Annotated in this window: 20 protein-coding genes; 13 read left to right on the top strand and 7 right to left on the bottom strand. The window is 70.4% G+C overall.

Annotated features, from left to right (window positions below; translation table 11 throughout):
• Positions 1–10: 10 nt before the first annotated feature.
• Together ACWGKQ_RS29850 and ACWGKQ_RS29845 are read right to left on the bottom strand one after the other, a co-directional pair.
• Positions 11–874 carry an alpha/beta fold hydrolase gene (locus tag ACWGKQ_RS29850; RefSeq protein WP_453295093.1) on the bottom strand — a complete coding sequence of 288 codons (864 nt, stop codon included), beginning with the start codon at positions 872–874 and terminating at the stop codon, positions 11–13.
• Positions 871–1,272 (bottom strand): hypothetical protein, encoded by a 402-nt coding sequence (locus ACWGKQ_RS29845; protein WP_453295092.1) that lies wholly within the window; start codon positions 1,270–1,272, stop codon positions 871–873. The genes ACWGKQ_RS29850 and ACWGKQ_RS29845 overlap by 4 nt, the downstream gene beginning before the upstream one ends.
• 276 nt (positions 1,273–1,548) lie before the next feature.
• On the opposite strand from ACWGKQ_RS29845, the gene ACWGKQ_RS29840 reads away from it, so the two are divergent.
• The gene (locus ACWGKQ_RS29840) at positions 1,549–2,247 is read left to right on the top strand and encodes a GntR family transcriptional regulator (RefSeq protein WP_453295091.1); all 699 of its coding nucleotides are present in this window, start codon (positions 1,549–1,551) and stop codon (positions 2,245–2,247) included.
• Positions 2,244–2,663, top strand: coding sequence for a carboxymuconolactone decarboxylase family protein (locus ACWGKQ_RS29835; RefSeq protein WP_453295090.1), 420 nt, complete (start codon positions 2,244–2,246; stop codon positions 2,661–2,663). The genes ACWGKQ_RS29840 and ACWGKQ_RS29835 overlap by 4 nt, the downstream gene beginning before the upstream one ends.
• 98 nt (positions 2,664–2,761) lie before the next feature.
• On the opposite strand, the gene ACWGKQ_RS29830 is transcribed toward ACWGKQ_RS29835, so the two are convergent.
• Positions 2,762–3,928 carry an acyl-CoA dehydrogenase family protein gene (locus ACWGKQ_RS29830; RefSeq protein WP_453295089.1) on the bottom strand — a complete coding sequence of 389 codons (1,167 nt, stop codon included), beginning with the start codon at positions 3,926–3,928 and terminating at the stop codon, positions 2,762–2,764.
• A gap of 125 nt (positions 3,929–4,053) precedes the next feature.
• On the opposite strand from ACWGKQ_RS29830, the gene ACWGKQ_RS29825 reads away from it, so the two are divergent.
• Positions 4,054–5,028: a LysR family transcriptional regulator gene (locus ACWGKQ_RS29825; protein WP_453295088.1), complete on the top strand. Its 975-nt coding sequence runs from the start codon at positions 4,054–4,056 to the stop codon at positions 5,026–5,028.
• On the opposite strand, the gene ACWGKQ_RS29820 is transcribed toward ACWGKQ_RS29825, so the two are convergent.
• From ACWGKQ_RS29820 to ACWGKQ_RS29810, 3 genes are read right to left on the bottom strand one after another with little or no spacing between them, the layout of a single operon-like run.
• Positions 5,012–6,487: an aldehyde dehydrogenase family protein gene (locus ACWGKQ_RS29820; RefSeq protein WP_453295087.1), complete on the bottom strand. Its 1,476-nt coding sequence runs from the start codon at positions 6,485–6,487 to the stop codon at positions 5,012–5,014. The two genes, ACWGKQ_RS29825 and ACWGKQ_RS29820, sit on opposite strands and share 17 nt — an antisense overlap.
• Complete coding sequence (locus tag ACWGKQ_RS29815) at positions 6,480–7,739, bottom strand: cytochrome P450 (RefSeq protein WP_453295086.1); 1,260 nt, start codon at positions 7,737–7,739, stop codon at positions 6,480–6,482. The genes ACWGKQ_RS29820 and ACWGKQ_RS29815 overlap by 8 nt, the downstream gene beginning before the upstream one ends.
• Positions 7,739–9,043 (bottom strand): glutamine synthetase family protein, encoded by a 1,305-nt coding sequence (locus tag ACWGKQ_RS29810; RefSeq protein ID WP_453295085.1) that lies wholly within the window; start codon positions 9,041–9,043, stop codon positions 7,739–7,741. Before ACWGKQ_RS29810 ends, ACWGKQ_RS29815 begins: the two co-directional genes overlap by 1 nt.
• Before the next feature lie 311 nt (positions 9,044–9,354).
• Here ACWGKQ_RS29810 and ACWGKQ_RS29805 point away from each other — a divergent pair, with 311 nt between their 5' ends.
• The 8 genes from ACWGKQ_RS29805 (at position 9,355) to ACWGKQ_RS29770 (ending at position 18,607) form a co-directional block, all read left to right on the top strand.
• On the top strand, positions 9,355–10,824 hold the full coding sequence (locus ACWGKQ_RS29805) for an APC family permease (protein ID WP_453295084.1): 1,470 nt from the start codon (positions 9,355–9,357) through the stop codon (positions 10,822–10,824).
• Positions 10,825–10,855: 31 nt separating this feature from the next.
• On the top strand, positions 10,856–11,620 hold the full coding sequence (locus ACWGKQ_RS29800; protein ID WP_453295083.1) for a gamma-glutamyl-gamma-aminobutyrate hydrolase family protein: 765 nt from the start codon (positions 10,856–10,858) through the stop codon (positions 11,618–11,620).
• A 144-nt stretch (positions 11,621–11,764) separates the two neighbouring features.
• Positions 11,765–12,778: a PDR/VanB family oxidoreductase gene (locus ACWGKQ_RS29795; RefSeq protein WP_453295082.1), complete on the top strand. Its 1,014-nt coding sequence runs from the start codon at positions 11,765–11,767 to the stop codon at positions 12,776–12,778.
• Positions 12,775–13,599: an HpcH/HpaI aldolase/citrate lyase family protein gene (locus tag ACWGKQ_RS29790; RefSeq protein WP_453295081.1), complete on the top strand. Its 825-nt coding sequence runs from the start codon at positions 12,775–12,777 to the stop codon at positions 13,597–13,599. The genes ACWGKQ_RS29795 and ACWGKQ_RS29790 overlap by 4 nt, the downstream gene beginning before the upstream one ends.
• Positions 13,596–14,621 (top strand): hypothetical protein, encoded by a 1,026-nt coding sequence (locus ACWGKQ_RS29785; RefSeq protein WP_453295080.1) that lies wholly within the window; start codon positions 13,596–13,598, stop codon positions 14,619–14,621. Before ACWGKQ_RS29790 ends, ACWGKQ_RS29785 begins: the two co-directional genes overlap by 4 nt.
• On the top strand, positions 14,614–15,825 hold the full coding sequence (locus ACWGKQ_RS29780; protein ID WP_453295079.1) for a CaiB/BaiF CoA transferase family protein: 1,212 nt from the start codon (positions 14,614–14,616) through the stop codon (positions 15,823–15,825). The genes ACWGKQ_RS29785 and ACWGKQ_RS29780 overlap by 8 nt, the downstream gene beginning before the upstream one ends.
• Complete coding sequence (locus ACWGKQ_RS29775; RefSeq protein ID WP_453295078.1) at positions 15,822–17,261, top strand: NAD-dependent succinate-semialdehyde dehydrogenase; 1,440 nt, start codon at positions 15,822–15,824, stop codon at positions 17,259–17,261. Before ACWGKQ_RS29780 ends, ACWGKQ_RS29775 begins: the two co-directional genes overlap by 4 nt.
• Before the next feature lie 59 nt (positions 17,262–17,320).
• Positions 17,321–18,607, top strand: coding sequence for an aminotransferase family protein (locus tag ACWGKQ_RS29770; protein WP_453295077.1), 1,287 nt, complete (start codon positions 17,321–17,323; stop codon positions 18,605–18,607).
• Between the two features lie 24 nt (positions 18,608–18,631).
• Here the strand turns inward: ACWGKQ_RS29770 and ACWGKQ_RS29765 are convergent, their stop codons facing one another.
• Entirely contained in the window at positions 18,632–19,276 is a 645-nt protein-coding gene (locus ACWGKQ_RS29765) for a GntR family transcriptional regulator (RefSeq protein WP_453295076.1), read from the bottom strand.
• A 415-nt stretch (positions 19,277–19,691) separates the two neighbouring features.
• Here ACWGKQ_RS29765 and add point away from each other — a divergent pair, with 415 nt between their 5' ends.
• Both add and ACWGKQ_RS29755 read left to right on the top strand, forming a co-directional pair.
• Positions 19,692–20,729 (top strand): adenosine deaminase, encoded by a 1,038-nt coding sequence (gene add / locus ACWGKQ_RS29760; RefSeq protein WP_453295075.1) that lies wholly within the window; start codon positions 19,692–19,694, stop codon positions 20,727–20,729.
• A gap of 84 nt (positions 20,730–20,813) precedes the next feature.
• Positions 20,814–21,968 (top strand): BMP family ABC transporter substrate-binding protein, encoded by a 1,155-nt coding sequence (locus ACWGKQ_RS29755; protein WP_453295074.1) that lies wholly within the window; start codon positions 20,814–20,816, stop codon positions 21,966–21,968.
• Positions 21,969–21,973: the final 5 nt, after the last annotated feature.

Raw genomic sequence — 21,973 nt, 5'->3', positions numbered from 1 at the left:
TGCCGTTTGGCTACCTACCCTCCGAAGGCCCGCGGGAGCGTTGCAGTTCCCGCAGCGCCGGCAGCAGGTACTCCTTGCAGAGCGGGTAGTTCTCCGACACGGGAAAGTGGCCGATGCCCGGCATCCGACCGCCTCGGGCGCCCGGGATGGCGCGCAGGGTCGATTCGGTCTCCTCGGCGCTGCAGGCGTAGTCGTACTCGCCGGTGTACAGATGGACCGGGCACTCCTGGGTGTCGATCTCGTGCTCGTGTCCGCGCAGGTCGAGGCCGTTGCTGTAGAAGTAGGTGTCGCCGCGGTAGACGCCGGGGCCGCCCTGGCTGTAGAGCCACCAGACCTCCTTGCGGGCGGCGAGGGGACTGTGCGGGGCCATCAGGCCGTAGGTCCAGGACGGCACGGCCTGGTTGCTGTTGATGTCCGGCGCGAGCGGCCAGTCGTGGAAGCGCCCTTCGACGGTGGACGCTCCGGAGAAGCCGATGACGCCGCCGAGTTCGGACGCGTGCAGCCGGGCCAGTTCCAGGACCAGGGATCCGGCCATCGAGCAGCCGACGACGATGGGCCGCCGCAGGCCCAGTGCCCGGACGAACGACATCACGGTGTCGGCGTAGCGCTCGCCGGTGAGCAGGTAGTCCCGTTGCCACCAGCCGTCCGGCGGCAGGGACTTGCCGTGCCAGGGCAGGTCGAAGGCGAGCACCCGGAAGTCGGCGAGGACATCTGGGTCGTTCTGGAAGTGCCGGTACTGGCGGGCGTCGGCACCGGCCGTGTGCAGGCACACCACCGGCGTCCCGCTGCCTGACTCCTCGAAGTAGACGCGATGCGGCTCCCCGAGAACGTCCATGTGCAGATACCGGCCGACGACCGGTTCGACGTACGTCATGCGGCCGCCCCTTGCCGGTGGCCGGGGGCGGGCGGACGCATCTGCTGGAGGACGACGTCGATCGCGCGCAGATGCCGGATGAGGTCGGTGCGGCCCTCACGGATCTCGAAGTCGTCCCGGCGGCGGTCCATGGCCAGGACGTGATGACTGTGCCGGGGCGGCAGCGGGCTGAGGAAATCGGCCCAGGCCGCGGCGGAACCGGCCAGGACCACATGGGGCAGCCGGCTGTCCCCGGCTGCTTCGGCGAACCGGGAGTTCTCGATCCGGTACGTGCGGGATTCGCCCTCGCACTCCACGGTCAGGCAGACGGTGGTCCACCGGCTCACCAGCCGGAATTCGACGTCGTCGGCGACTCGTCCCAGCCATTGGCGTTGCTGCGCCGGTTCGAAAGGTCTCACCTTGATGCCGCTCTCCTTGGGCCGGGCCGCACCACTTCGGTCCTGAGACGGTATGACAATCTCTCGTCGGGGGTCAATGGATGCTTGCCCTCTGGTAGCGCAGTGCACCGCCGAGAGCACCAACTCGGCGTCATAATCAAGGACAAAAAGCGTATTTATCTTGCATCTGGAGCGCGCAGGTCGCTTGTGGAGCTCCGGAAATTGTCTTACGGTTCTGGTCCAGAAGGCCCAGGCAGGTCTGGAAGAGGGGCCTCGGTATGACCATGGGAGCCCCCTGTGTCCGAGCAGCAGTCGGCCGGCCCGTCCACGGCCGCACCGTCCCGCTTCCGCCTGGCCGCCGCCATCCGCGCGGCGATCAGCGAGGGGACGTTGCAGCCGGGCGAACGCGTCAACGAGCGGGAGCTGTGCGAGACGTACGGCGTCTCCCGTACGACCGTGCGGGAGACACTGCGCCAGCTCGAAGCGGAAGGCTTCCTCACCCTGGAACCGCACCGCGGCGCCGTCGTCGCGACGATGTCCTACACCCAGGCGGAGGCGCTCTTCGAGGTCCGGGAGGCTCTTGAGTCACTGGCCTGCGGACTCTTCGCCGCCCGAGGGGACCTCGCACACAAGCGCAAGCTGTCCGAGACGCTCCAGGTGACCGAGGGCGCGATGCAGGACGGCACGCTCGACGCCGTGCTGGAGGCCAAGGACCGCTTCTACGACGCGCTGCTGGAGGGGGCCGGAAATCCCGAGCTGACCACATCCCTGCGGCTGCTGCACGCACGTATCCGGATCCTGCGCCGGTACTCGCTGTCCGCCCCTGGGCGGCACGAACGCTCGCTCGCGGAGCTCTCCGACATCTGCCGGGCCATCGTCGCCGGCGACGTCGAGGGCGCCCGCCGGGCCGGCGGCCATCACGTCGCGCAGGCCCGCTACGCCGCCCTGCCGAGGATCTTCGCGCAGGAGGAGCAGAGGAAAGAAGGCGGACAATGACCACCCTGAACGACGAAGCGCTCGAGTACGTCAACGAGATGGCCAGGGCTCGCGGCTACGTCCTCCCGTACCACAAGCTCATGGCCAAGGCGGACATCGACGTGCTCAAGGCCGCCAACCACCTGGTGACCGCTGCCTACACGGCGGAGCGCAGCCTCGACAAGGCCACCAAGGAACTCATCTTCATCACCAGCCTGACCGTGATGCGGGCGTCCGCCGGTCACATCGCCGGCCATATCAGGGTGGCTCTCGACCTCGGTGTCACCCCCCAGCAGATCCTCGAAGCCATCGAGATCACCCTGCCCGAGGCGGGAGTGGTCGCCTTCCAGCACGGGTTCTCGGTATGGGCCGACGTGGTGGGAGCCACGGGGATCGAGCCCACCGTCACGGCGCACGACGCCTCCGACGAGCAGTGAAGCCACCCGAACGGTGACCCCGCACAACTCCGGGCCGCCGCCTGTGCACTTCGCCCGGCGACTCCGGCGCAGCCGGTTTCGGCATCCCGGTCTCCGCCTCACGCATCCAGCCCTCCGCGCTTGACCAACTGGGCCGCGATGACGTTCCGTTGGATCTCGTTCGTGCCCTCGCCGACGATCATCAGCGGGGCGTCGCGGAAGTAGCGTTCGACGTCGAACTCCGTGGAGTAGCCGTAACCCCCGTGGATGCGGACGGCGTTCAGGGCGATCTGCATCGCCGTCTCCGAGGCGAAGAGCTTCGCCATCCCGGCCTCCATGTCCACCCGGCGCCCGGCCTCCGCCTCCTTGGCCGCGTACAGGGTCAGTTGCCGTGCGGCGGTCAGCGAGGTCGCCATGTCGGCGAGGTAGTGCCCGATGGCCTGGTGCTGCCAGATCGGCTTGCCGAACGACTCCCGTTCCTGGGCATAGGCGAGCGAGTCCTCCAGCGCGGCCCGGCCGACGCCGAGGGCGCGTGCGGCGACCTGGAGGCGGCCGGTCTCCAGGCCCTTCATCATCTGCGCGAAGCCCTTGCCCTCGACTCCGCCGAGGACGGCGTCGGCCGGCGCCCGGTGGCCGTCGAAGCTCAGCTCGCAGCTCTCGACGCCCTTGTAGCCGAGCTTGGGCAGGTCACGGGAGACCGTCAGGCCGGGCCCGTGCTCCACGAGCAGGATCGAGATGCCCTGGTGGGCGGGTGTGGCGTCCGGGTCCGTCTTGCACAGGAGGGCGATCAGGCCGGAGCGACGGGAGTTGGTGATCCACGTCTTGGCTCCGTCGACCACATAGCCGTCGGCATCGCGGCGGGCGACGGTGCGCATGGCCTGGAGGTCCGAGCCGCCGCCCGGCTCGGTCAGGGCCATGGTCGCCCGGATCTCGCCGGTGGCCAGCTTCGGCAGGTAGCGGCGCTTCTGCTCGTGGGTGCCGAACCGCACCAGCAGCTTGGCCACGACCGTGTGGCCGCCCATCGCGCCGGCCAGACTCATCCAGCCGCGGGCCAGCTCCTCGGTGACCAGCACGTAGCAGGGGACGGAGACCGGGGTGCCGCCGTACTCCTCGGGCACCGCGAGCCCGTAGACGCCGAGCTGCTTCATCCGCTCGATCAGCGCCTCGGGGTAGGTGTCGGAGTGCTCCAACTCCCTTACTACGGGCTTCACTTCCTTGTCGACGAACGCGCGGACGGTGCGGACGACGAACTGCTCGTCCTCGGACAGGATGTCGAAGGTGCTCATGCTGGGGCTGCTCCCGGGAAGATGTCGGGTTCACCATCATGAGGAATGATGGATGTGTAAGTGAAATAGAAATTCGTCATGGCCCCATGTCTTTTCGGGATGGCGCCGGCAGGGGGGGCGCGATCATGGACATCAAGCAGCTCAGAGCGATCGTGACGGTCGCGGACGTCGGCAGCGTCACGCGCGCCGCGGAGCTGCTGCACCTGGTGCAGCCGGCGGTGACCCGGCAGATCCGCACCCTTGAGGAGGAGCTGGGCGTCGACCTCTTCGAGCGCACCGGGCAGGGCATGCGGCTCACCGAGGCGGGGGCGATCATGGTCGACCGGGCCCGGCGCGCGCTGAACGAGCTGGAGCGTGCCCGCGCCGAGGTCCGGCCCGCTCCCGGGGCGGTGACCGGCATCGTTGCCGTGGGGCTGCTGGAGAGCACCAGTGACCTGCTGGCGGAGCCGCTGGTGAGCGCCGTCGCCCGGGACCATCCCGGCATCGAACTGCGCCTGGTCACCGCCTATTCCGGGCATCTGCAGCAGTGGCTCGACGACGGCGACCTCGACCTCACGCTGCTGTACGACCTGGACAGCACCCCGTCGCTCACGGCGCTACCCCTGGTGCGTGAGCGCCTGTGGGCCGTGGCACCACCGTCCGCGGGCCTGCGTGCGGACCGCCCCGTGGCCCTCGCGGAAGCGGCGGCACACCGGTTCGTCATGCCCTCCTCCGGGCACGCCCTGCGCGCCCTGCTGGACACCGCGGCGGCCCGGGCGCGGACCAGACTCGACACCGCCGTGGAGACGAACTCCATGCGGGTGCAGAAGCAGCTGGTTCTCGCGGGGCACGGCTGGACGGTGCTGCCCGGCCTCGGCGTCGCCGAGGACGTGGCGCGGGGTGTCGTGAGCGCGGCCCCGCTGACCGAGCCCGAGGTGTGGCGGTCGATCGTCCTCGGCAGACCGGGCTTCGTACGCGCTCAGCCCGCCGTGGAAGCCGTCGCCGCGGAGCTGGTCCGTCAGATCGGCTCGGCCGTGTCCCGGGGGAGCTGGCCCTCCGCCGAACTCCGGCAGAGCGCCGACCCCGCCGAGCAGGCACCCCCCGTCACGGCCCGAACATGACGCCCTTCGGCTGCAGATAGCCGTCCAGACTGGCCCGGCCCAGTTCACGTCCGCTGCCGGAGTGCCGGTATCCGCCGAAGCCGAGCGCGGGATCCAGCCGGCCCACGGTGTTGACCCACACCGTGCCCGCCCGGACGGCCCTGCTCACCCGGCGGGCCCGGCCGACGTCGCGGGTCCACACCGCGGCCGACAGATCGTAGGAGGAGTCGTTTGCCAGCCGGATCGCCTCGTCCTCGTCCTCGAACGGAATGACGGCCAGGACCGGACCGAAGATCTCCTCCTGTGCGATGCGCATCCGGTTGTCGACGCCCGCGAACACGGTCGGCGGGACGAAGAAACCGTGCTCGGGCACGTCACGGTCGCCGAGGACGAGTTCCGCCCCGCCGTCCACGCCCAGGTCGATGTAGTCCCGGACCCGGGCTCGCTGCTCCGCAGAGACCAGCGGGCCGATCTGGGTGGTGTCCGCCAGCGCCGGCCCCATGCGCAGGGCGGCACCGATTTCGACCACCCGCTTGAGCACGTCGTCGTGCACGGAACGCTGGATCAGCAGCCGGCTCGGCGCCATGCAGACCTGTCCGGCGTTCTCCCAGATGCCCTCCGCGGCCGATGCCGCGGCGGCGTCCAGGTCCGCGTCGGCGAAGACGATGTTGGGTGTCTTGCCGCCGAGTTCCAGGCTGACCCGCTTGAGGGTGCGGGCGGCCTCGACCGCGATGGACCGGCCGACCGCGTCGGAACCGGTGAACGCGATCTTGACCACCCGCGGATCGCGGACCAGTGCCGCGCCCGCGGTCTCGCCGAGACCGGTCAGGACGGTCAGCACGCCGGGCGGGATGCCCGCTTCGAGGGCCAGTTCACCCAGCCGGAGCGCGGTCAGCGGGCTCTGCTCGGCGGGCTTGAGGACCAGGGTGTTGCCCGCGGCCAGGGCCGGTCCGACCTTGTGCGCGGCCATCACCAGGGGGAAGTTCCACGGCACGATCGCCGCACACACGCCGATCGGTTCCAGGTCGGTGTAGGCCCAGTAGGGGGCCCGCACCGGGTTCACACTTCCCTCGATCTTGGTGGGCCAGCCCGCGTAGTAGCGCAGTGCGGTGACGACCCCCTGTACGGAGTCCACCGACTCCGTGATCGGCTTGCCCATGTCGAGACTTTCCAGCTCGGCCATCGTCCTTGCGTCGGTCTCGACGAGGTCGGCGAGCCGGTGGAGGAGATGGGCGCGCCGCGCCGGGTCCAGGCCGGACCAGCGCCCGTCCTCGAAGGCCTCGGCGGCGACGCCGACCGCGCGTTCGGCGTCGGCGCCGTCGCCTGCCGCGAACCGGAGCAGGGTGCGCCCGGTGCTCGGGTCGACGCAGTCCAGCGTCGCACCGGACAGCGCGGGAACGTCCGTACGGTCGCCCAGCACGAAACCGCGGTCGCTGCCGAGGAATTCGGTGGTGGCGGGGGAGAGGCGGGAGTCAGACATGGCTCACCCGCACGGGGAGGGACTTGATGCCGTTGGTCAGGTTCGAGCGCGTACGCACGACCGGGCCGGCCAGTTCTATGGCGGTCACCCGCTCGGCCAGCAGGCGCAACGTGGTGGCGATCTCCAGCTTGGCCAGGCTGTTGCCCAGGCAGAAGTGCTTGCCGCCGCCGCCGAAGGCCAGGTGCGGGTTGGGATTCCGGCCCACGTCGAAGCGATAGGGATCCTGGAACACCGAGGGATCCCGGTTGGCCGAGGCGTACCACATGACGACCTTGTCACCGGCGCTGATCCGCCTGCCGCCCAGTTCGACGTCGCGGGTGACGGTACGGCGGAAGTAGTGCAGGGGAGTGGACCACCGCAGGACCTCTTCGGTGGCCGTGGGCAGCAGCGAAGGGTCCTGCCGCAGGCGCCGGAACTCCTCGGGGTGCTCGGCGAAGGCCAGCAGGGCGTGCGAGAGGGCCATCCTGGTGGTCTCGTTTCCGGCCACGACGAGCAGCGAGAAGTAGTTGTCCAGCTCCCGGGCGGTCAGGGCGCGTCCGTCGATCTGACCGGTCATCAGCAGGGAGAACACGTCGTGGCCGAGGGCGTGCTGACGGCGTTCGCGCAGCAGGTCCGCGTACTCCCACAGGTCCTTGCCGGCCGGACTGGAGAAGGGGTAACCGGCGAAGCGGGCGTCCGGGCCGCCGATCGCCGCGGTGCGCGGGGCGTGGTCCGGATCGCTGCTGGCGATCATCTCGTCCCCGAGCTTCATCAGCGTGACGCGGTCCTGGGGCGGCAGGCCGAGCAGCTCGCCGAGCACGGTGATCGGGACGACCGAGCAGAGCTGTTCCACGGCCTCGAACTCCGTGTTCTTCAGCGCCGTGTCCAGCGTGCCGGCGACCAGCTTCTCCACGAACGTGGTCCAGTCGCCCTGGACGGCGGCCGGCGCGAAGCGCGCACTGATGGTCCGCCGCAGCTGCGTGTGCAGCTCGCCGTCGGTGTCGATCAGCGTCCGCCGGGCCTCGACGTGCTCCGGGTCGGTGATGTCCTCCAGAGTGGTCCCGCCGACCTGCGACGAGAAGGTCCCGGCGTCGCGGGTGACGGCGACGACGTCCTGGTGCCGGGTCACCGACCAGTACCCGGCCTGTGCACCGACGGGCTCGTGCCAGTGCACGGGGTCCTCGGCACGCAGCATGTCGAAGGTGGCGAAGGGGACTCCGACTTCGAAAGTCCGGGCATCCAGCAGGTCTGCCTCGAACGCGGCGGTCGTCATCACAACACTCCCAGGTAGCGGTCGCGCTCGACATCGGTGACCGGCGCGGTGACCGTGCGGTGCTCGTAGCGGCAGGTGTCGACATAGACCTCGAGGAGGTCCTTCGGGAAGGCGCGCCGGGCCAGCGCGCTCCGCTCCAGCAGTTCGGAGGCTTCCGGCACGCCGACCGGCAGACGCGCGGCGGTCGGCTCGGCATAGGCGTCGCCCTTGCACGGCGGAGGCGGGGTGAGTCCCTCACGGATCCCGGCGAGCCCGGCGGCGAGCTGCCCGGCCACGGCCAGGTAGGGGTTGCAGTCCGCGGCGGCGTCGCGCTGCTCGATACGGGTTCCGCCGCCTGCGGTGATCGTACGGATGGCCACGGTCCGGTTGTCGGCACCCCAGGTGACCGTGGTCGGGCAGAAGGTGTTGTCCTGGCGGCGCTTGAAGTCGTTCGCGGTCGGGGAACCGAGGAGACTCAGCTCGCGGATATGGGCGTGCAGGCCGGCCAGGTACTGCAGGGCCGTCTCGCTGAGACCGTGGTCGGCGCTGTCGTCCCGGAAGGCGTTGACGTCGTCCCGCCACAGCGACTGGTGCACATGCATGCCGTTGCCGGACAGGTCGTCGAACGGCTTGCCCATGAAGGTGGCGAGGTAGCCGTGCCGGCGGGCGATCTCCTTGACCGCGCTGCGGAAGCGCACACCGTTGTCCACGGCGTCACGGGCGTCCTGGTAGTGCAGGTTGACCTCGAACTGACCGGGGGCGTACTCGATGTTGGACGCCTCGATGGGGACGCCGTACTCGAGCAGCTGATTGCGCAGCACGGACAGGATCTCCTCCTCGAACCCGCCGTCGTCGATGGCATAGCAGTTGACCTCGGTGCCGTGCGGCTTCCGGGTCGCCGGGTCGAGGAGGTAGAACTCCATCTCCAGGGCGAGCTTGACGGTGTAGCCCAGCCCGGCGAACTCGTCGAGGACCGAGTGCAGTGCCGCGCGCGGGTCGAGCGTCGAGGGTGTCCCGGTGGGGTCGAGGACCTCGCCGAGCACCTGGACGGTGCCCGGCCGCCAGGGGAGCACCCGCAGGGTCTGCGGGAGCGGGCGGATCGTGACGTCCGGATAACCGGTCTCCATACCGCCGACGGGGCAGTCGTCGCGCAGTTCGCATCGCACGCCCCAGATCAGGGCGGCCATGGACACCGCGATGCCGTCGTCCTTGACGTGGTTCCAGCGGGTGGCTGGGACCCTTTTGCCGCGCAGGACGCCGTGGTTGTCCGCGAACACGATCTCGACCGTGTGGACGTCGGACGGCAGATCCGCGAAGGAGGCCATCGATCAATCCCTTCCAGGTTCGGCGGCGGATGCGGCTGTGGCGCCGGGCCGCGCCGCCCATGCTGACATCGGGCACTTCGGCCCAGCAGTCGTACAGCCCGGGGCCGGACGGGTCCCCTTGACTGCTTTCGAATTTCGTATACGGTACCCGATGCCCTGGACGGGCACAACGCCCCGCGGCTCCGAGCCGCGCCGGCCTCCATTGTCGGACGGGAAGCGCGCGCAAGCGCCGCGGAAGTCCCGGCCCACCGCTCTGCCTCTCACTCCCTCGCCGCACAGCACCTGCCGCACTCGATCCGGAGCGAACCCTCATGAGCTCACCCCACCCCTCCGATGCCTCCGGCCTGCGAGGCAATTCCGTGGGGGCGATCGGCATCGCCTTCTTCGTCGTGGCCGCCGCCGCCCCACTGACCTGCGTCATCGGAATCACCCCGCTGTCCTTCGCCTACGGCGTCGGAGCGGGCGTTCCCCTCACCTATCTCCTCGCCGGAGCCGTCCTGGCGGTCTTCGCCGTCGGCTACGTCGCCATGAGCCGTCACATATCGAGCCCCGGCGCCTTCTACGCCTACATCGCGCAAGGCCTCGGCAGGCCCGCCGGAGTCGGTGCCGCCCTCGTGTCGGTCATCGCCTACCTGGTCGGCATGGCGGCGCTGGCCGCCTTCGCGGGGTTCGCGCTCGCCGGCTCCCTGACCACCTGGTTCGGCTGGCACGTGCCCTGGTACCTGTGCAGTCTGCTGACCCTGCTGCTGACCACGGTCATGAGCGTGCGGGAGATCTCGCTCGGCGCGAAGGTCCTGGGCGCCCTGATGCTGCTCGAAGTGACGGTACTGCTCGTCCTCGGGACGGCCATCCTGGTGCACGGCGGTGCCTCCGGGATCACCGCGGACTCGCTGCGCCCGGCGGGCGTCCTCACCGGTGGGCTCGGGGTCAGTTTCGCCTTCGCCTACGCCTCCTACATCGGCTTCGAACAGACGGCGATCTACGCCGAGGAAGCCCGCGACCGAGCCCGCTCCGTGTCCCGTGCCACCTATCTCGCGCTCGGCGCCATCGCCCTCTTCTACTCGTTCGTCTCCTGGGCGCTGGTACAGGCCTACGGAGACGACAGGGTCGCCGGAGCCGCGCGTCACGACCCGGCGGGGTTCGTCTCCGTCGCGACGGACACCTATCTCGGCGCGGGCTGGAACGAACTGGTCGCCGCCCTGATCGTGACCAGCTCGTTCGCCGCGGTGCTCGCCTTCCACAACGCCACCGCCCGCTACCTCTTCGCCCTCGGCAGGGAGCGGCTCCTGCCGGCCGCCCTCAGCCGCACCCACAGCCGCTCGTCCTCGCCGTACGTCGCCTGCCTGCTCACGGGCGCGATACAGATCGCCTTCCTGGGCGCCTGCGCGGCCCGGGGCGCGGATCCGTTCCTCCAGGTGTTCTCCTGGGGCTCCGCCGCAGCCGCGGTCGGGATGATCCTCTTGCAGGCGACCTGCTCCCTCGCGGTCTACGGCTTCTTCCGCCGGACGAAACGGGAGACCCGGCTCTGGCACCGGCTCCTGGCGCCGCTTCTCGGCTTCGCCGGGCTCGGCCTGACGCTCTGTCTCATCAGCGCGAACTTCGATCTCCTGGTCGGCACGGACACGGGTCTCGCCGGCGTCCTGGTGCCCGGCTGCTACCTGCTGATCGGCCTGCTCGGCTGCGGCTACGCCCGGTGGCTGCGGACGGCCCGACCCCGGGTCTACGCCGACTTCGCCGCATGCGCCACGGATGAGGCAGTGCCCGTCCCGGCACCCTCTTGACAGGCATCGAATTCCGTATACGGTACCCGATATGTTCGATTCTCCGCATGACTCCAAGCCCCGGATCGCGCTCACCTCCTGGCTTCGAGGCGTCGAGTCGTCCCTGGTCGGCCACCAGTCGCTGGTGACCGCCGGGGAGGACTACGTGGGGCACGTCCAGCGGGCGGGTGGCGCCGCGATCGTCCTTCCGGAGGGTGCCCCCGCCAGCGTGGTGCCCGTCATGGAGGGCGTGGACGGGTTGGTGGTCGCCGGAGGCCGGGACCTCGATCCCGCCTCCTACGGCCGGACGCCCGACGGGCGCAGCGAGGACGTCTCCAGCTCCGCCGACGCGTTCGAGACGGCCCTGTGCCGCGTCGCCCTGCACCGCCGCATCCCTGTCCTGGCGATCTGCCGGGGCATGCAGGTGCTCAATGTGGCGCTCGGGGGGACTCTCAGCGAGGACGTCGCCGACCAGACGCCGACGCGGCACATGGTCGAAGGGGGGAGTCCCGAGCAGGTCCTCGGCTTCCGGCACCCCGTCTCCGCGGTGCCCGGCTCGGTGCTCCACGCGCTCTACGGCCCGCGGTTCGCGGTCAACAGCATCCATCACCAGTGCCTTCTCGACGTCGCCCGCCGGCTCGCGGTGACCGCGCGCTCCGACGACGGGATCGTCGAGGGCGTGCAGTCCGAGGGGAACGGCGAGCCGCTCGCGGTCGGGGTCCAGTGGCACCCCGAGAAGATGGCGGGCGGCGAGCTGCTCTTCGACTGGCTGGTCGGCGCGGCCGTCCGGCGCTCACGCTCGTTGACGGCGCCGTGAGCGGTCCACCGTGACGATCCTCTGCGCGCAGGCCTCTTGCGCGCCGACCTTTTCGTACGCGGATCTTCTGTGCGCGTTTGTGCGCGGATCTTTTGTACACAGATACCGGATACGGTATCCGATCTAGGGTTTGGAGCCGATCCCATGAGCTCACCCCACCTCGCCACCGCCTCCTCGGCGGTCCTCGGCGCGGAGCGCCGGGTCCGGGTGGCCCGACGCCGCACCGTGGCCGAGGGAGTGCTGGAAGTGACCTTCACCTGCCTCGACCCCGCCGAAGAGCCGCTGGCCGCATGGGCGCCGGGCGCGCACGTCGACGTCGTGCTGCCCTCGGGCCAGGTGCGGCAGTACTCGCTGTGCGGGCCCGCGCAGAACTCCGGGGAATACGCGATCGCCGTACTCAGGGAGACCACGGGCCGCGGTGGCTCGGCGGAGGTCCATGACCGCCTGCCGGCGGGAACGGTGGTCGCGATCCGCGGCCCACGCAACCATTTCCGGCTGGACCACGCCGGGCACTATCTCTTTCTCGCCGGAGGCATCGGCATCACCCCCATCCTGGCCATGGCCCGGGAGGTGGCCCCGACCGGAACCCCCTGGACCCTGGTCTACGGCGGGCGGACCCGAGCCTCGATGGCCTACACCGACGAACTCACCGAGCTCGCCGAGATCTCCCACGGGAGTGTGTACCTGGTTCCGCAGGACGAACACGGGCATCCGGACTTCGCCGCCGCCCTCAGGGACCTGCCGGCGGGAACCGCCGTATACGCGTGTGGTCCCGAAGCCATGCTCCGGGCCGTCGAAGCCCTCGGCGACGAGCTGCTGCCGCCCGGAGCACTCCACCTGGAGCGGTTCGCCGCCAAGCCGCCGTCGGGCGACGCGCCCGCGACGACCGACACCGCGTTCGACGTCGAGCTGGCCCGCACCGGGCAGACCCTCGCGGTTCCCGCCGACCGGCGCCTGATCGACGTGGTCCGGGACGTCGTCCCCGATGTTCCCTACGCGTGCGAGGAAGGCTACTGCGGCTCGTGCGAGACCCGCGTGCTGGGCGGCGTCCCCGACCACCGGGACCAGGTACTGACCCCCGACGAGCGTGCGGCCAACACCAGGATGATGATCTGCGTCGGCCGCAGCCTGTCCGGAAAACTCACCCTCGACCTGTGACCGCGCCGATGACGACGACCTTCCTCCGAACCGTCCTGGCGGTCCCCGCCGCCACCGGTCGATTCCTCGCCAGAGCCCAGGACATCACGGCATCGGCCCTGATGGTGGACCTCGAAGACGGAGTGGCCGAGCCCGACAAGGCAGCGGCCCGTGAACTGGTCCGGCAGTGGGCACCCGGACTGGCCGACCCCGCACGGCAGTTGTGGCTACGGGTCAACGCGCACGCCTCGCCGCACCTGGCCGCCGACCTGGCCGCGATACGCGGAGTGCGGCTCGACGCCCTCGTGCTGCCCAAGGCCACCCCCGAAGCCGTCGACGCCCTGGCGGACCGGACGGACCTCCCGATCGTGGCCCTCGTCGAAACCCCGGACGGCGTCGAGGACGCCCGGCGAACGGCCGCTCGCCCGTCCGTGACCGCGCTGATGTTCGGCGAACTGGACTACCGCGCCGAACTCGCCCGCAGCGGAGGGCTGCACGCCGAGGACACCTCCTGGGCCCAGGCCCGGATCGTGAACGCCGCGGCGAGCAGCGGGAAGCCGGCCATCGCCGGTCCCACCGCCGACATCGGCGACGAGCAACGGCTGACGGCCGAATGCGGCCGCCAGGCGGCACGCGGCTTCGCCGGCAAGCTCTGTATCCACCCCCGGCAACTCGACGCCGTGCACCAGGCGTTCGCCCCCACGCCCCGGATGGTGGCCTGGGCCCGCCGCGTCCTGGACGCCACAGGCGACGCCTCCGGCGCGATCGCCGTGGACGGTGCCATGGTCGACAAGCCCGTCATCGACCGAGCCCACCACATCCTCGCGGAGATCCACCAGTGACCGATCCAGCAGCGACCACCTCCCCCTTCCAGGACGGTCCCTACGGCGACGACCTCGCCATCGGGGAACCGCTCCCGCCCGCACCGGCCATCACCGTCGACGACGGTGTCGCCGCCGTCTACCAGGCGATCAGCGGCGATCCCGCCCGCCTCGCCCTCAGCACACCGCTGTCGTACGCCACCACCGGTCGGCAGACCCGCGTGGTGAACTCGGCGCTCGCCCTGCAGATCGCCATCGGGCAGTCCACCGTCGCCACCCGGATCGTCATCGCCAACCTCTTCTACCGCGATGTGACATTGCACCGGCAGATCCACCTGGGCACGACGCTGACCACCACCGTCACCCCCGTCGCCCGCGCCCTCACCCGGGACAACGGCAAGGGACGACGGGCGAAGGTGCTGCTCGCCATCGAGACCCGCGACGACGACGGCACGCTCGTCGCCTCGATGGAACGCCTCGCGCTGCTGCCCCTGCGGGACCAGGGCCGCGCGGCGGAGGCCGGAGACATCGGCGGCGCCGAAGCCGTCCGGCCGCTGGGATCCCTGCTGCCCGCCGTACCGGAGGACTGGGACCTCACCCAGCTGTCACGGCAGCCGCTGCCCGAGGTGGGATGGCAGGCCGACGACCCGCTCCGCGACTCCATCAGCGGTGCCCTGGACCTCGTACGGCTGACCCAGAACCAGGCCGCCGCCCACCGGGACCCGTCCCGCGGCCAGCAGGGACGCCGCCTCGTCTACGGCGGTCATGTCGTCGCCCTCGCCCAGGCCTCCCTGTCCCGGCTCGTGCCGGGGCTGGCGGCGGTGGTCGGCTGGCGCCTCTGCTCCCATCTGGCCCCCTGTTTCGAGGACGACCTGCTGTCCTTCACCGTCACCTGCGAGGACCTGCTGCCCGTACCCGGCGGCGCGCTGGCCGGCTGCCGCGTCCGAGGCCGGGCGCACCGAGAGGCGTCGGAACCCGTCGACGTCATCGACTTCCGCCCTGTGGCACTGGTTGCCGGAACGATCGGAGAGGACCATGGCTGACGGACTGCACCTGCTGGCCGGCATCCGCGTGGTGTCGCTGGAACAGTTCATCGCGGCGCCCTACTGCACACAGCTGCTCGCCGACGCCGGCGCCGAGATCATCAAGGTCGAACGCCCGCACACGGGCGACCCCCGACGCTGGTACGACCCGAAAGCCGGCCCGGACGACGACTACATCAGCGGCGGCTTCGCCTCGTACAACCGCGGCAAGAAGTCGGTGGAGATCGACCTCTCCGCCGAGAGCGACCGCCGGGTGCTGCTCGAACTCCTCGAGTCGGCCGACGTCCTCGTCAGCAACCTGCGCCCCGGATCCCTGGAGCGCCAAGGGCTGTCTCCCGCGCACCTGCGGGAGCGGTACCCCCGGTTGGTGATCTGCGAGATCTCCGGGTTCGGCAGGACCGGCGGACCCTATGCGGACTGGCCGGCCTTCGACTCGGTGATCCAGGGCATGAGCGGGCTGTCGAGCCTCATCGGCGACCAGGACGGCCCCCCGGGCCTGGCCCCGATGGGCACCATGGACCTGCTCGCCGGCGTCTACGCCACCCTCGGCATCCTCACCGCCCTGGTCGGCCGTTCCACCACCGGGCAGGGGACCTACGTCGACGCCGCGATGTACGACATCGGCGCGGCCTTCCTCGAACGCCCCCTCACCCTGCACGAGTTCACCGGCGAGAGCCCCACCCGCGGCACCGACGTCTTCAGCCCCGTCGGCGTCTTCCGGGCCGGTGACGGGGGATGGGTGTCCATCGTCATCCCCACCGACGAGATGTGGCGTCGCTGCTGCCTGGCCCTCGGCAAACCCGGCCTGGAGACCGACCCGGAACTGGACACCACCCTCAAGCGCGCCGAGCACATGGCGGACCGCGTCGTCCCGCTCCTGGAGGAGTGGGCCGCGGGCAAGAGCAGTCAGGAGACGGCGGCCGCGCTGCGCGAGGCCGGACAGCCGGCCGGAGTCGTCCAGACCGTCGCCGACGTCCGGGCCTGCGAACAGCTCGCCCACCGCGGCCTGTTCGCCCCGATCGACGACCAGCGGGCCCGGCGCGCCGGCGGCAGCACGCTCAGCCTGCCCCGGCTGCCCCTGCTGTTCGACGGCCACGGCGCACGGCCCGGCGCCGTTCCCCGGCTCGGCGCCGACAACGACGAGTTCCGCGCCACTCACTCCGATTCCGACTCCGCCTCCGACTCCGGAAAGGCATCCTCATGATCCCTGACCTGCCCACCGAACTCTTCGTCGACGGTGCCTGGCGCAAGGCCTCGGACGCCGGCACCTTTCCCGTCGAGGACCCCGCCACCCAGCAGGTGATCGCCACGGTCGCCGACGGCACCGTCGAGGACGGCCGGGCGGCCGCGGCCGCGGCGGCCGCCGCCCTTCCGGCCTGGAGCAGCCGCCCGCCCCGCGAGCGCGCCGAGATCCTCCGCAGGACGTACGAACTCATCATCCGGGCCAAGGACGAACTCGCCACCCTGATCACCGCCGAGAACGGCAAGACCCGGACCGACGCGGTGGGCGAGGCGGCCTACGCCGCCGAGTTCTTCCGCTGGTACAGCGAGGAAGCGGTACGGATCACGGGCCATGTCGGCCACGCGCCCGGCGGCGACAAGCGGATCATCGAGATCTCCCAGCCGGTCGGAGTGGCCCTGCTGCTCACCCCCTGGAACCTCCCCGCCGCGATGATCACCCGCAAGGTCGCCCCGGCCCTCGCCGCGGGCTGCACCGTCGTCGTGAAACCCTCCCACCACACACCGCTGACGGCGCTGTTCCTGGCCCGGCTCTTCGCCGAGGCGGGGATACCCGACGGCGTCGTCAACGTCGTGCCCACGACCCGGGACACCGCCGTCACCGCCGACCTCGTCAGCGACAGTCCCGTACGGGCCCTGTCGTTCACGGGTTCCACCCGGGTCGGCAGCGCCCTGCTGGGCCAGGCCGCCGAGCGCGTGCTGAAGACCTCGATGGAGCTCGGCGGCAACGCCCCCTTCATCGTCCTTTCCGACGCCGACCTCGACGCCGCCGTCGCCGGCGCGCTGGTGGCCAAGATGCGCCACAACGCGGAGGCGTGCACGGCGGCCAACCGGTTCTACGTCCACGCCTCCGTGCACGAGGAGTTCGTCGCCCGGCTCGGCAAGGGGCTGGCGGCACTCGAGGTCGGCCCGGGCAGCAGGCCGTCCGCGCAGGTCGGCCCGATGGCCTCCGCCGCGACCCGCGACTTGCTGGCCGAGGCGGTCGAGTCCGCCGTCGGCTCGGGAGGCCGAGTCGTCCTCGGCGGCAGCCCGCTGCAAGGGCCCGGGTACTTCTTCCCCCCGACACTGATCGACGCCGTCCCGCCGTCGGCGCCGGTACTCGACCACGAACTGTTCGGGCCGGTCGCCCCGGTCGTCACCTTCGACACGGACGCCGAGGCGATCACGATGGCCAACGCGACCGAGATGGGACTCGGCGCCTATGTCTACACCCGCGACCTGCGGCGCGGCCTCGGGCTGGCCGAACAGCTCGAATCCGGCATGGTCGGCCTCAACGTCGGTGTGCTCTCCGACCCCGCGGCACCGTTCGGCGGGGTGAAGCAGAGCGGAATCGGCCGTGAAGGCGGACGGCACGGCATCCACGAGTTCCTGGAGACGAAGTACATCGCCACCCAGTGGTGACGCCCGCCGCTTGATTTCCGTTCTCCTGCCCTCCATCGCGAAAGGGAGCGACACCCGCCATGCCCGGTACTCCGACCACCTCCACCGCCGCCCACTGGCGTCCGTTCCAGAACATGTCCGCACCGCACGACCGGGTCGTCCTCACCGACGGCGACGGCGTCTGGCTGACCGGCGCCGACGGAAGCCGCCATCTCGATGCCACGGCAGGCCTCTGGTTCTGCCACGCCGGCTACGGACGCCGTGAGATCGCCGACGCCGCGCACCGGCAGCTGCTGCGCATGCACGCCTACTCGACCTTCGGCGAGTACTCCAACGAGGCGGCCGACGAGCTCGCCGAACGCCTGGCCGCACTGGCTCCCGGCGGCGCCTGGAAGGTCCTCTTCACCAGTGGCGGATCGGACTCCGTGGAGACCGCCATCAAGTACGTCCGGCGGTACTGGCAGCTCCTCGGACGCCCCGATCGCACGGTGGTCGTCAGCCGTCGCGACGCGTATCACGGCATGCACGCGGCAGCCACCCAGATCAGCGGCATCGCCCCGAACCGGGTCGGCTACGGCACCCTGCTGCCGGACACCCGTCTGATCGACCGCGACGATCCGCACGCGCTGCAAGCCGTGATCGACGAACTGGGTGCCGAGCGGATCGCCGCCTTCGTCTGCGAGCCGGTCATCGGCGCCGGCGGCGTCCACTTCCCGCCGCCCGGCTATCTGACCGAGGTGGCCGAGATCTGCCGACGCCACGGCGTTCTCTTCGTCAGCGACGAGGTGACCGCCGGGCTGGGACGCACCGGAACCTGGTTCGCCGGCGAGGCGTTCGGCCTCGAACCCGACCTGGTGCTCTGCGCCAAGGGACTGACCAGCGGCTATCTGCCCCTGGGCGCCGTACTGGTCCATCAGCGGGTGGCCGCACCGTTCTGGGAGGGCGGCGGCGAGGTGTTCCGGCACGGCTACACCTACAGCGGCCATGCCGCGGCGACGGCCACGGCGCTGGCGAACCTGGACTACCTCCGCGACCACGATCTGCCGGCCGCGGCGACACGCATCGCCTCGTGCCTGCCGGAGCTGCTCGGGGACCTCGCGGGGACGGGAGTGGTGAGCGATGTGCGCACCGGTCCCGCCGCCATGGCCGGTGTCCAGATCGACCCGCGACTCCTGGCCCAGGACCCCTCCCTCGTCCCGCGCGCCGTCCACGCGATCCGTGCAGCCGGCGTGCTGACCCGTCCCTTCGCCTGTGGGGCCCTGCAGATATCACCCGCGCTCTGCATCACCGACGACGAACTCGGCATCCTGGCCGAGGGCGTGCGCAAGGGGCTCGACGGACTGCGGCCGGTGGCCGCGCCCGCCTGAGCGGGGCGCCACCGGTCGCAGGAGTCAGTGCAGCCGGCGGCCGGAGCGGATATGGGCGACTGCCGCGTTCCGTGCCTTGGTGGCGGATCCGGACTGGAGCGCCGCGAAGAGATCCTCGTGCTCACTGGTCAGGTCGCTGCTGGAGATGCCGTGTTCGATCAGATCGGCCCAGACCTGGGAAGGAAGGCCGCGGCTCCACACCAGGTCGAACATCTCGACGAGATGCCGGTTGCCCGTCGCCTCGACCACCGACCGGTGGATGGCGCGGTTGGCCCGGTAGACCTCCAGCGGAGACGTCAGCGGCATCTGGGTGGCGGCGGCGAAGGCGTCGGCCACCTGCCGGCGCACCTGCGCGGGGGCCTTCGCCACATACGCGGCCGCGTAACCCTCGACCGCCTCGCGCGCCTGGTACATCTGGTCCAGGTCCTCCGTGTCGAGAAGGCAGACCTCGTAGCCCTTGCCGCCGGTGGGACGGATGACCCGCTCCCGCTCCAGGCGCTGGAGGACCTCACGGACCGGAGTCCGGCTGATGCCGAGCTCCGCCGCGAGGCGGTCCATCACCAGGCGGTCGCCCGGACGCAGCGTGCCGTCGACGAGCGCCTCGCACATGCGGTGGTAGGCCACGTCGGCGAGCCGCTCTGTTCGGGGCTCCACAGCCCGCAGTGGCATTACTGCTCCTCTCGGACCGGACAACAGGTCGCAGCCGGCATTCTATGGGGCCTTGCGCGCCCTGTCCTGAATACAGTACCGAGTATACGGAATACGAAATGCGTTTCGGGGTGCGGCCCGCCCCGCGCACTCAGCCTACCCAGCCCCCGCCCGCGTGGCCGCCGCGCGAAGCCGCGGGCGGACGGCCTGGGACGGCTCCGTCTCCCGTTTTCGCGAGGCCGATCCGCACGCCCGGCGCCCGGGCCGGCGTCCTGGCAGACGTGACCGGACAGCCTGGCCGAGCTGGTTTTGCCTGCTCAGAGTCCTGGTGACGGCAATCGCGACGATCGATGTGCCGGGTGTTGACAGTGCCATACCCCGTGGCTAGCGTATGCGCACCACATACCGTATACGGAATTTAGTGGAGGCGACCAGGATGACGGAGACAGCATCAGGCGCCGGCTCGGCGGGCCTGGACGTGTTCGCCCGCCGACTGCCGAAAGTGGAGATGCACTGCCACCTTCCGGGGGCGATCCCGGTGCAGACCTACCTCGACATCAGCCGCGCCAACGGAGTCCCGGTCCGCTCGGCCGCCGGGACGGACCCCTATGCGTTCAGCTCGTTCGAGGACTTCCTCGAGCTCTACGGGATGATCTGTGCCGCGCTGCGGACCCGCGCCGATTTCGAGCGAGCCATCTACGCGGCACTGGAACGGCAGGTCAAGACGGGCAATGTGCGGTACGCGGAGCTCTTCTTCTCGCCGACCGACCATCCGTCGGTGCCGTACGCCACCCAGGTGGACGGCCTCGTCGACGGCATCCGCGCCGCCGAGCGCGATCTCGGCATCGTGGCCCGGCTGATCCCCTCCATCAACAGGACGCTGCCAGCGGCGGCCGCTGTCGAGATGGTGGAGCAGGTGGTGGCCCACCGCCGTGACGAGGTGCTCGGCATCGGCATGGACAACAACGAAGCACTCGGTCCGCCGGCGAAGTTCGTCGAGGCGTACCGGATGGCCGGCCGGCACGGGCTGAAGCGCACCGCGCACGCGGGTGAGCGCGGCTCCGCCGAGGAAGTCGCCGTGACCATCGACGAGTTGGGCGTGGACCGCATCGACCACGGCTACGGCATCCTGAACGACACCGAGCTCGTCAAGCGGGCGGTCGACCGCGGACTGCCGTTCACCGGCTGCTGGACCGTCAGCCTCATCCAGATGGGGCAGCCGGTACTGGGCCGCATGATCGAGGCGGGTCTGAAGGTGTCGATCAACAGTGACGACCCGGCGGTCATCCCCACCGACCTGGGCAAGGAGTTCCACGGCGTCGCCAGTACCGAGAACCTCGACCGGCAGACGCTCGTCCAGTGCGTCATGAACGGCGTCGACGCGACCTGGCTCGACGACAGTGACCGCCGCGCCCTGCGCGGCCGGTTCGCATCCGAGATCCACACCTTGCAGGCCGAACTCCCCGCTGAGTGAAGCCCGTTACGCCCCACGGCGACCATGCCGTGGCGGTGCGCAGTTCCCTCATCCGACGGCAATGCCACGCACCGAGGAATGCACATGGGTACACGCGTCACAGGCAAGTCAGGAAAGTCAGGCAAGAGACTCCTCGTCAGCACCGTGCTGACAACGGTCGTGGCGGCAACCGGCTGCGGCACGACGGGAACGACGGGCACGGACGGGGCAGCCGCCGGAAACGGCAAGATCAATATCGCCGTGATCTACTCCGGCCCGCAGGAGACCCCCTACGGCCAGGTGCAGATCAACGCCGTCAAGGCGGCCATCGCCGCCGTCGGGCCGAGCAGGTTCAGCCTCAAGGTCGTCGACGACCTTCCCTTCGACAAGCAACTCACGCAGACGACGGAACAGCTCTTCCAGACCGGCACCGATCTGATCGTCGACGCCGCCACCGCCGGGCCCCTGTTCACGGACGCCTGCACCAAGTACCCGAAGAAGCACTGCCTGGAGGGCTACCCGGTCGGCCAACTACCGGCCAACACCGCCGGGTACTGGGTCGACTCCAACCCGATGTTCTACCTCCAGGGCGTCGCGGCCGGACTGCTCACCAAGTCGGGCGACACCGGTTTCGTCAACGCGATCAAGCTCCCCGGCTCGACCGCGCTCGTCAACAGCTTCGCCCTGGGCTGCCGTTCGGTGCGGCCCGACTGCAAGGTCCACAACGTTTACCTCAACTCCTTCTCGGACCCGCCCGGTGAGGTGTCCGCAACCAAGACGCTGGTCAACGGCGGCGCGGACGTCATCGCGCACTACATGGACGACCCCGCGACCCCGAAGGCCGCGGCAAGCCTCAAGGCCTGGAGCTTCGGCCTGTACACCGACCAGCGCGGCGAGGCACCCGGCACCTATGTCACCTCGCAGCTCTGGCAGCCGGCGCTCACCGAGGTCTTCAAGCAGGACCTGACGAACCTGCTCGCGGGCAAGTGGAAGTCCGGGCAGCTCAACTGGGGCACCGCCGCCCACACCGTCGACCTGTCCCTCGGTCCGTGGGGGAAGAACGTGCCGGCGTCGGTGCGTGCGAAGGTCGAGAAGCGGTACGCCGAGATCAAGGGCGGAGCAAACCCGTTCACCGGACCGATCAGCGACGCCAAGGGCAAGGTCCGCGTTCCCGCGGGCAAGGAGCTGGACCCGCGCGACCCGGACGGCGTCGTCTACGCCAACTGGTCCTGGCCCGTCGCCGGCGTCATCGGCGGATGATCACG

This window comes from Streptomyces sp. NPDC054770, assembly GCF_053611985.1.
This window is presented reverse-complemented; position numbering and strand designations above follow the sequence as displayed.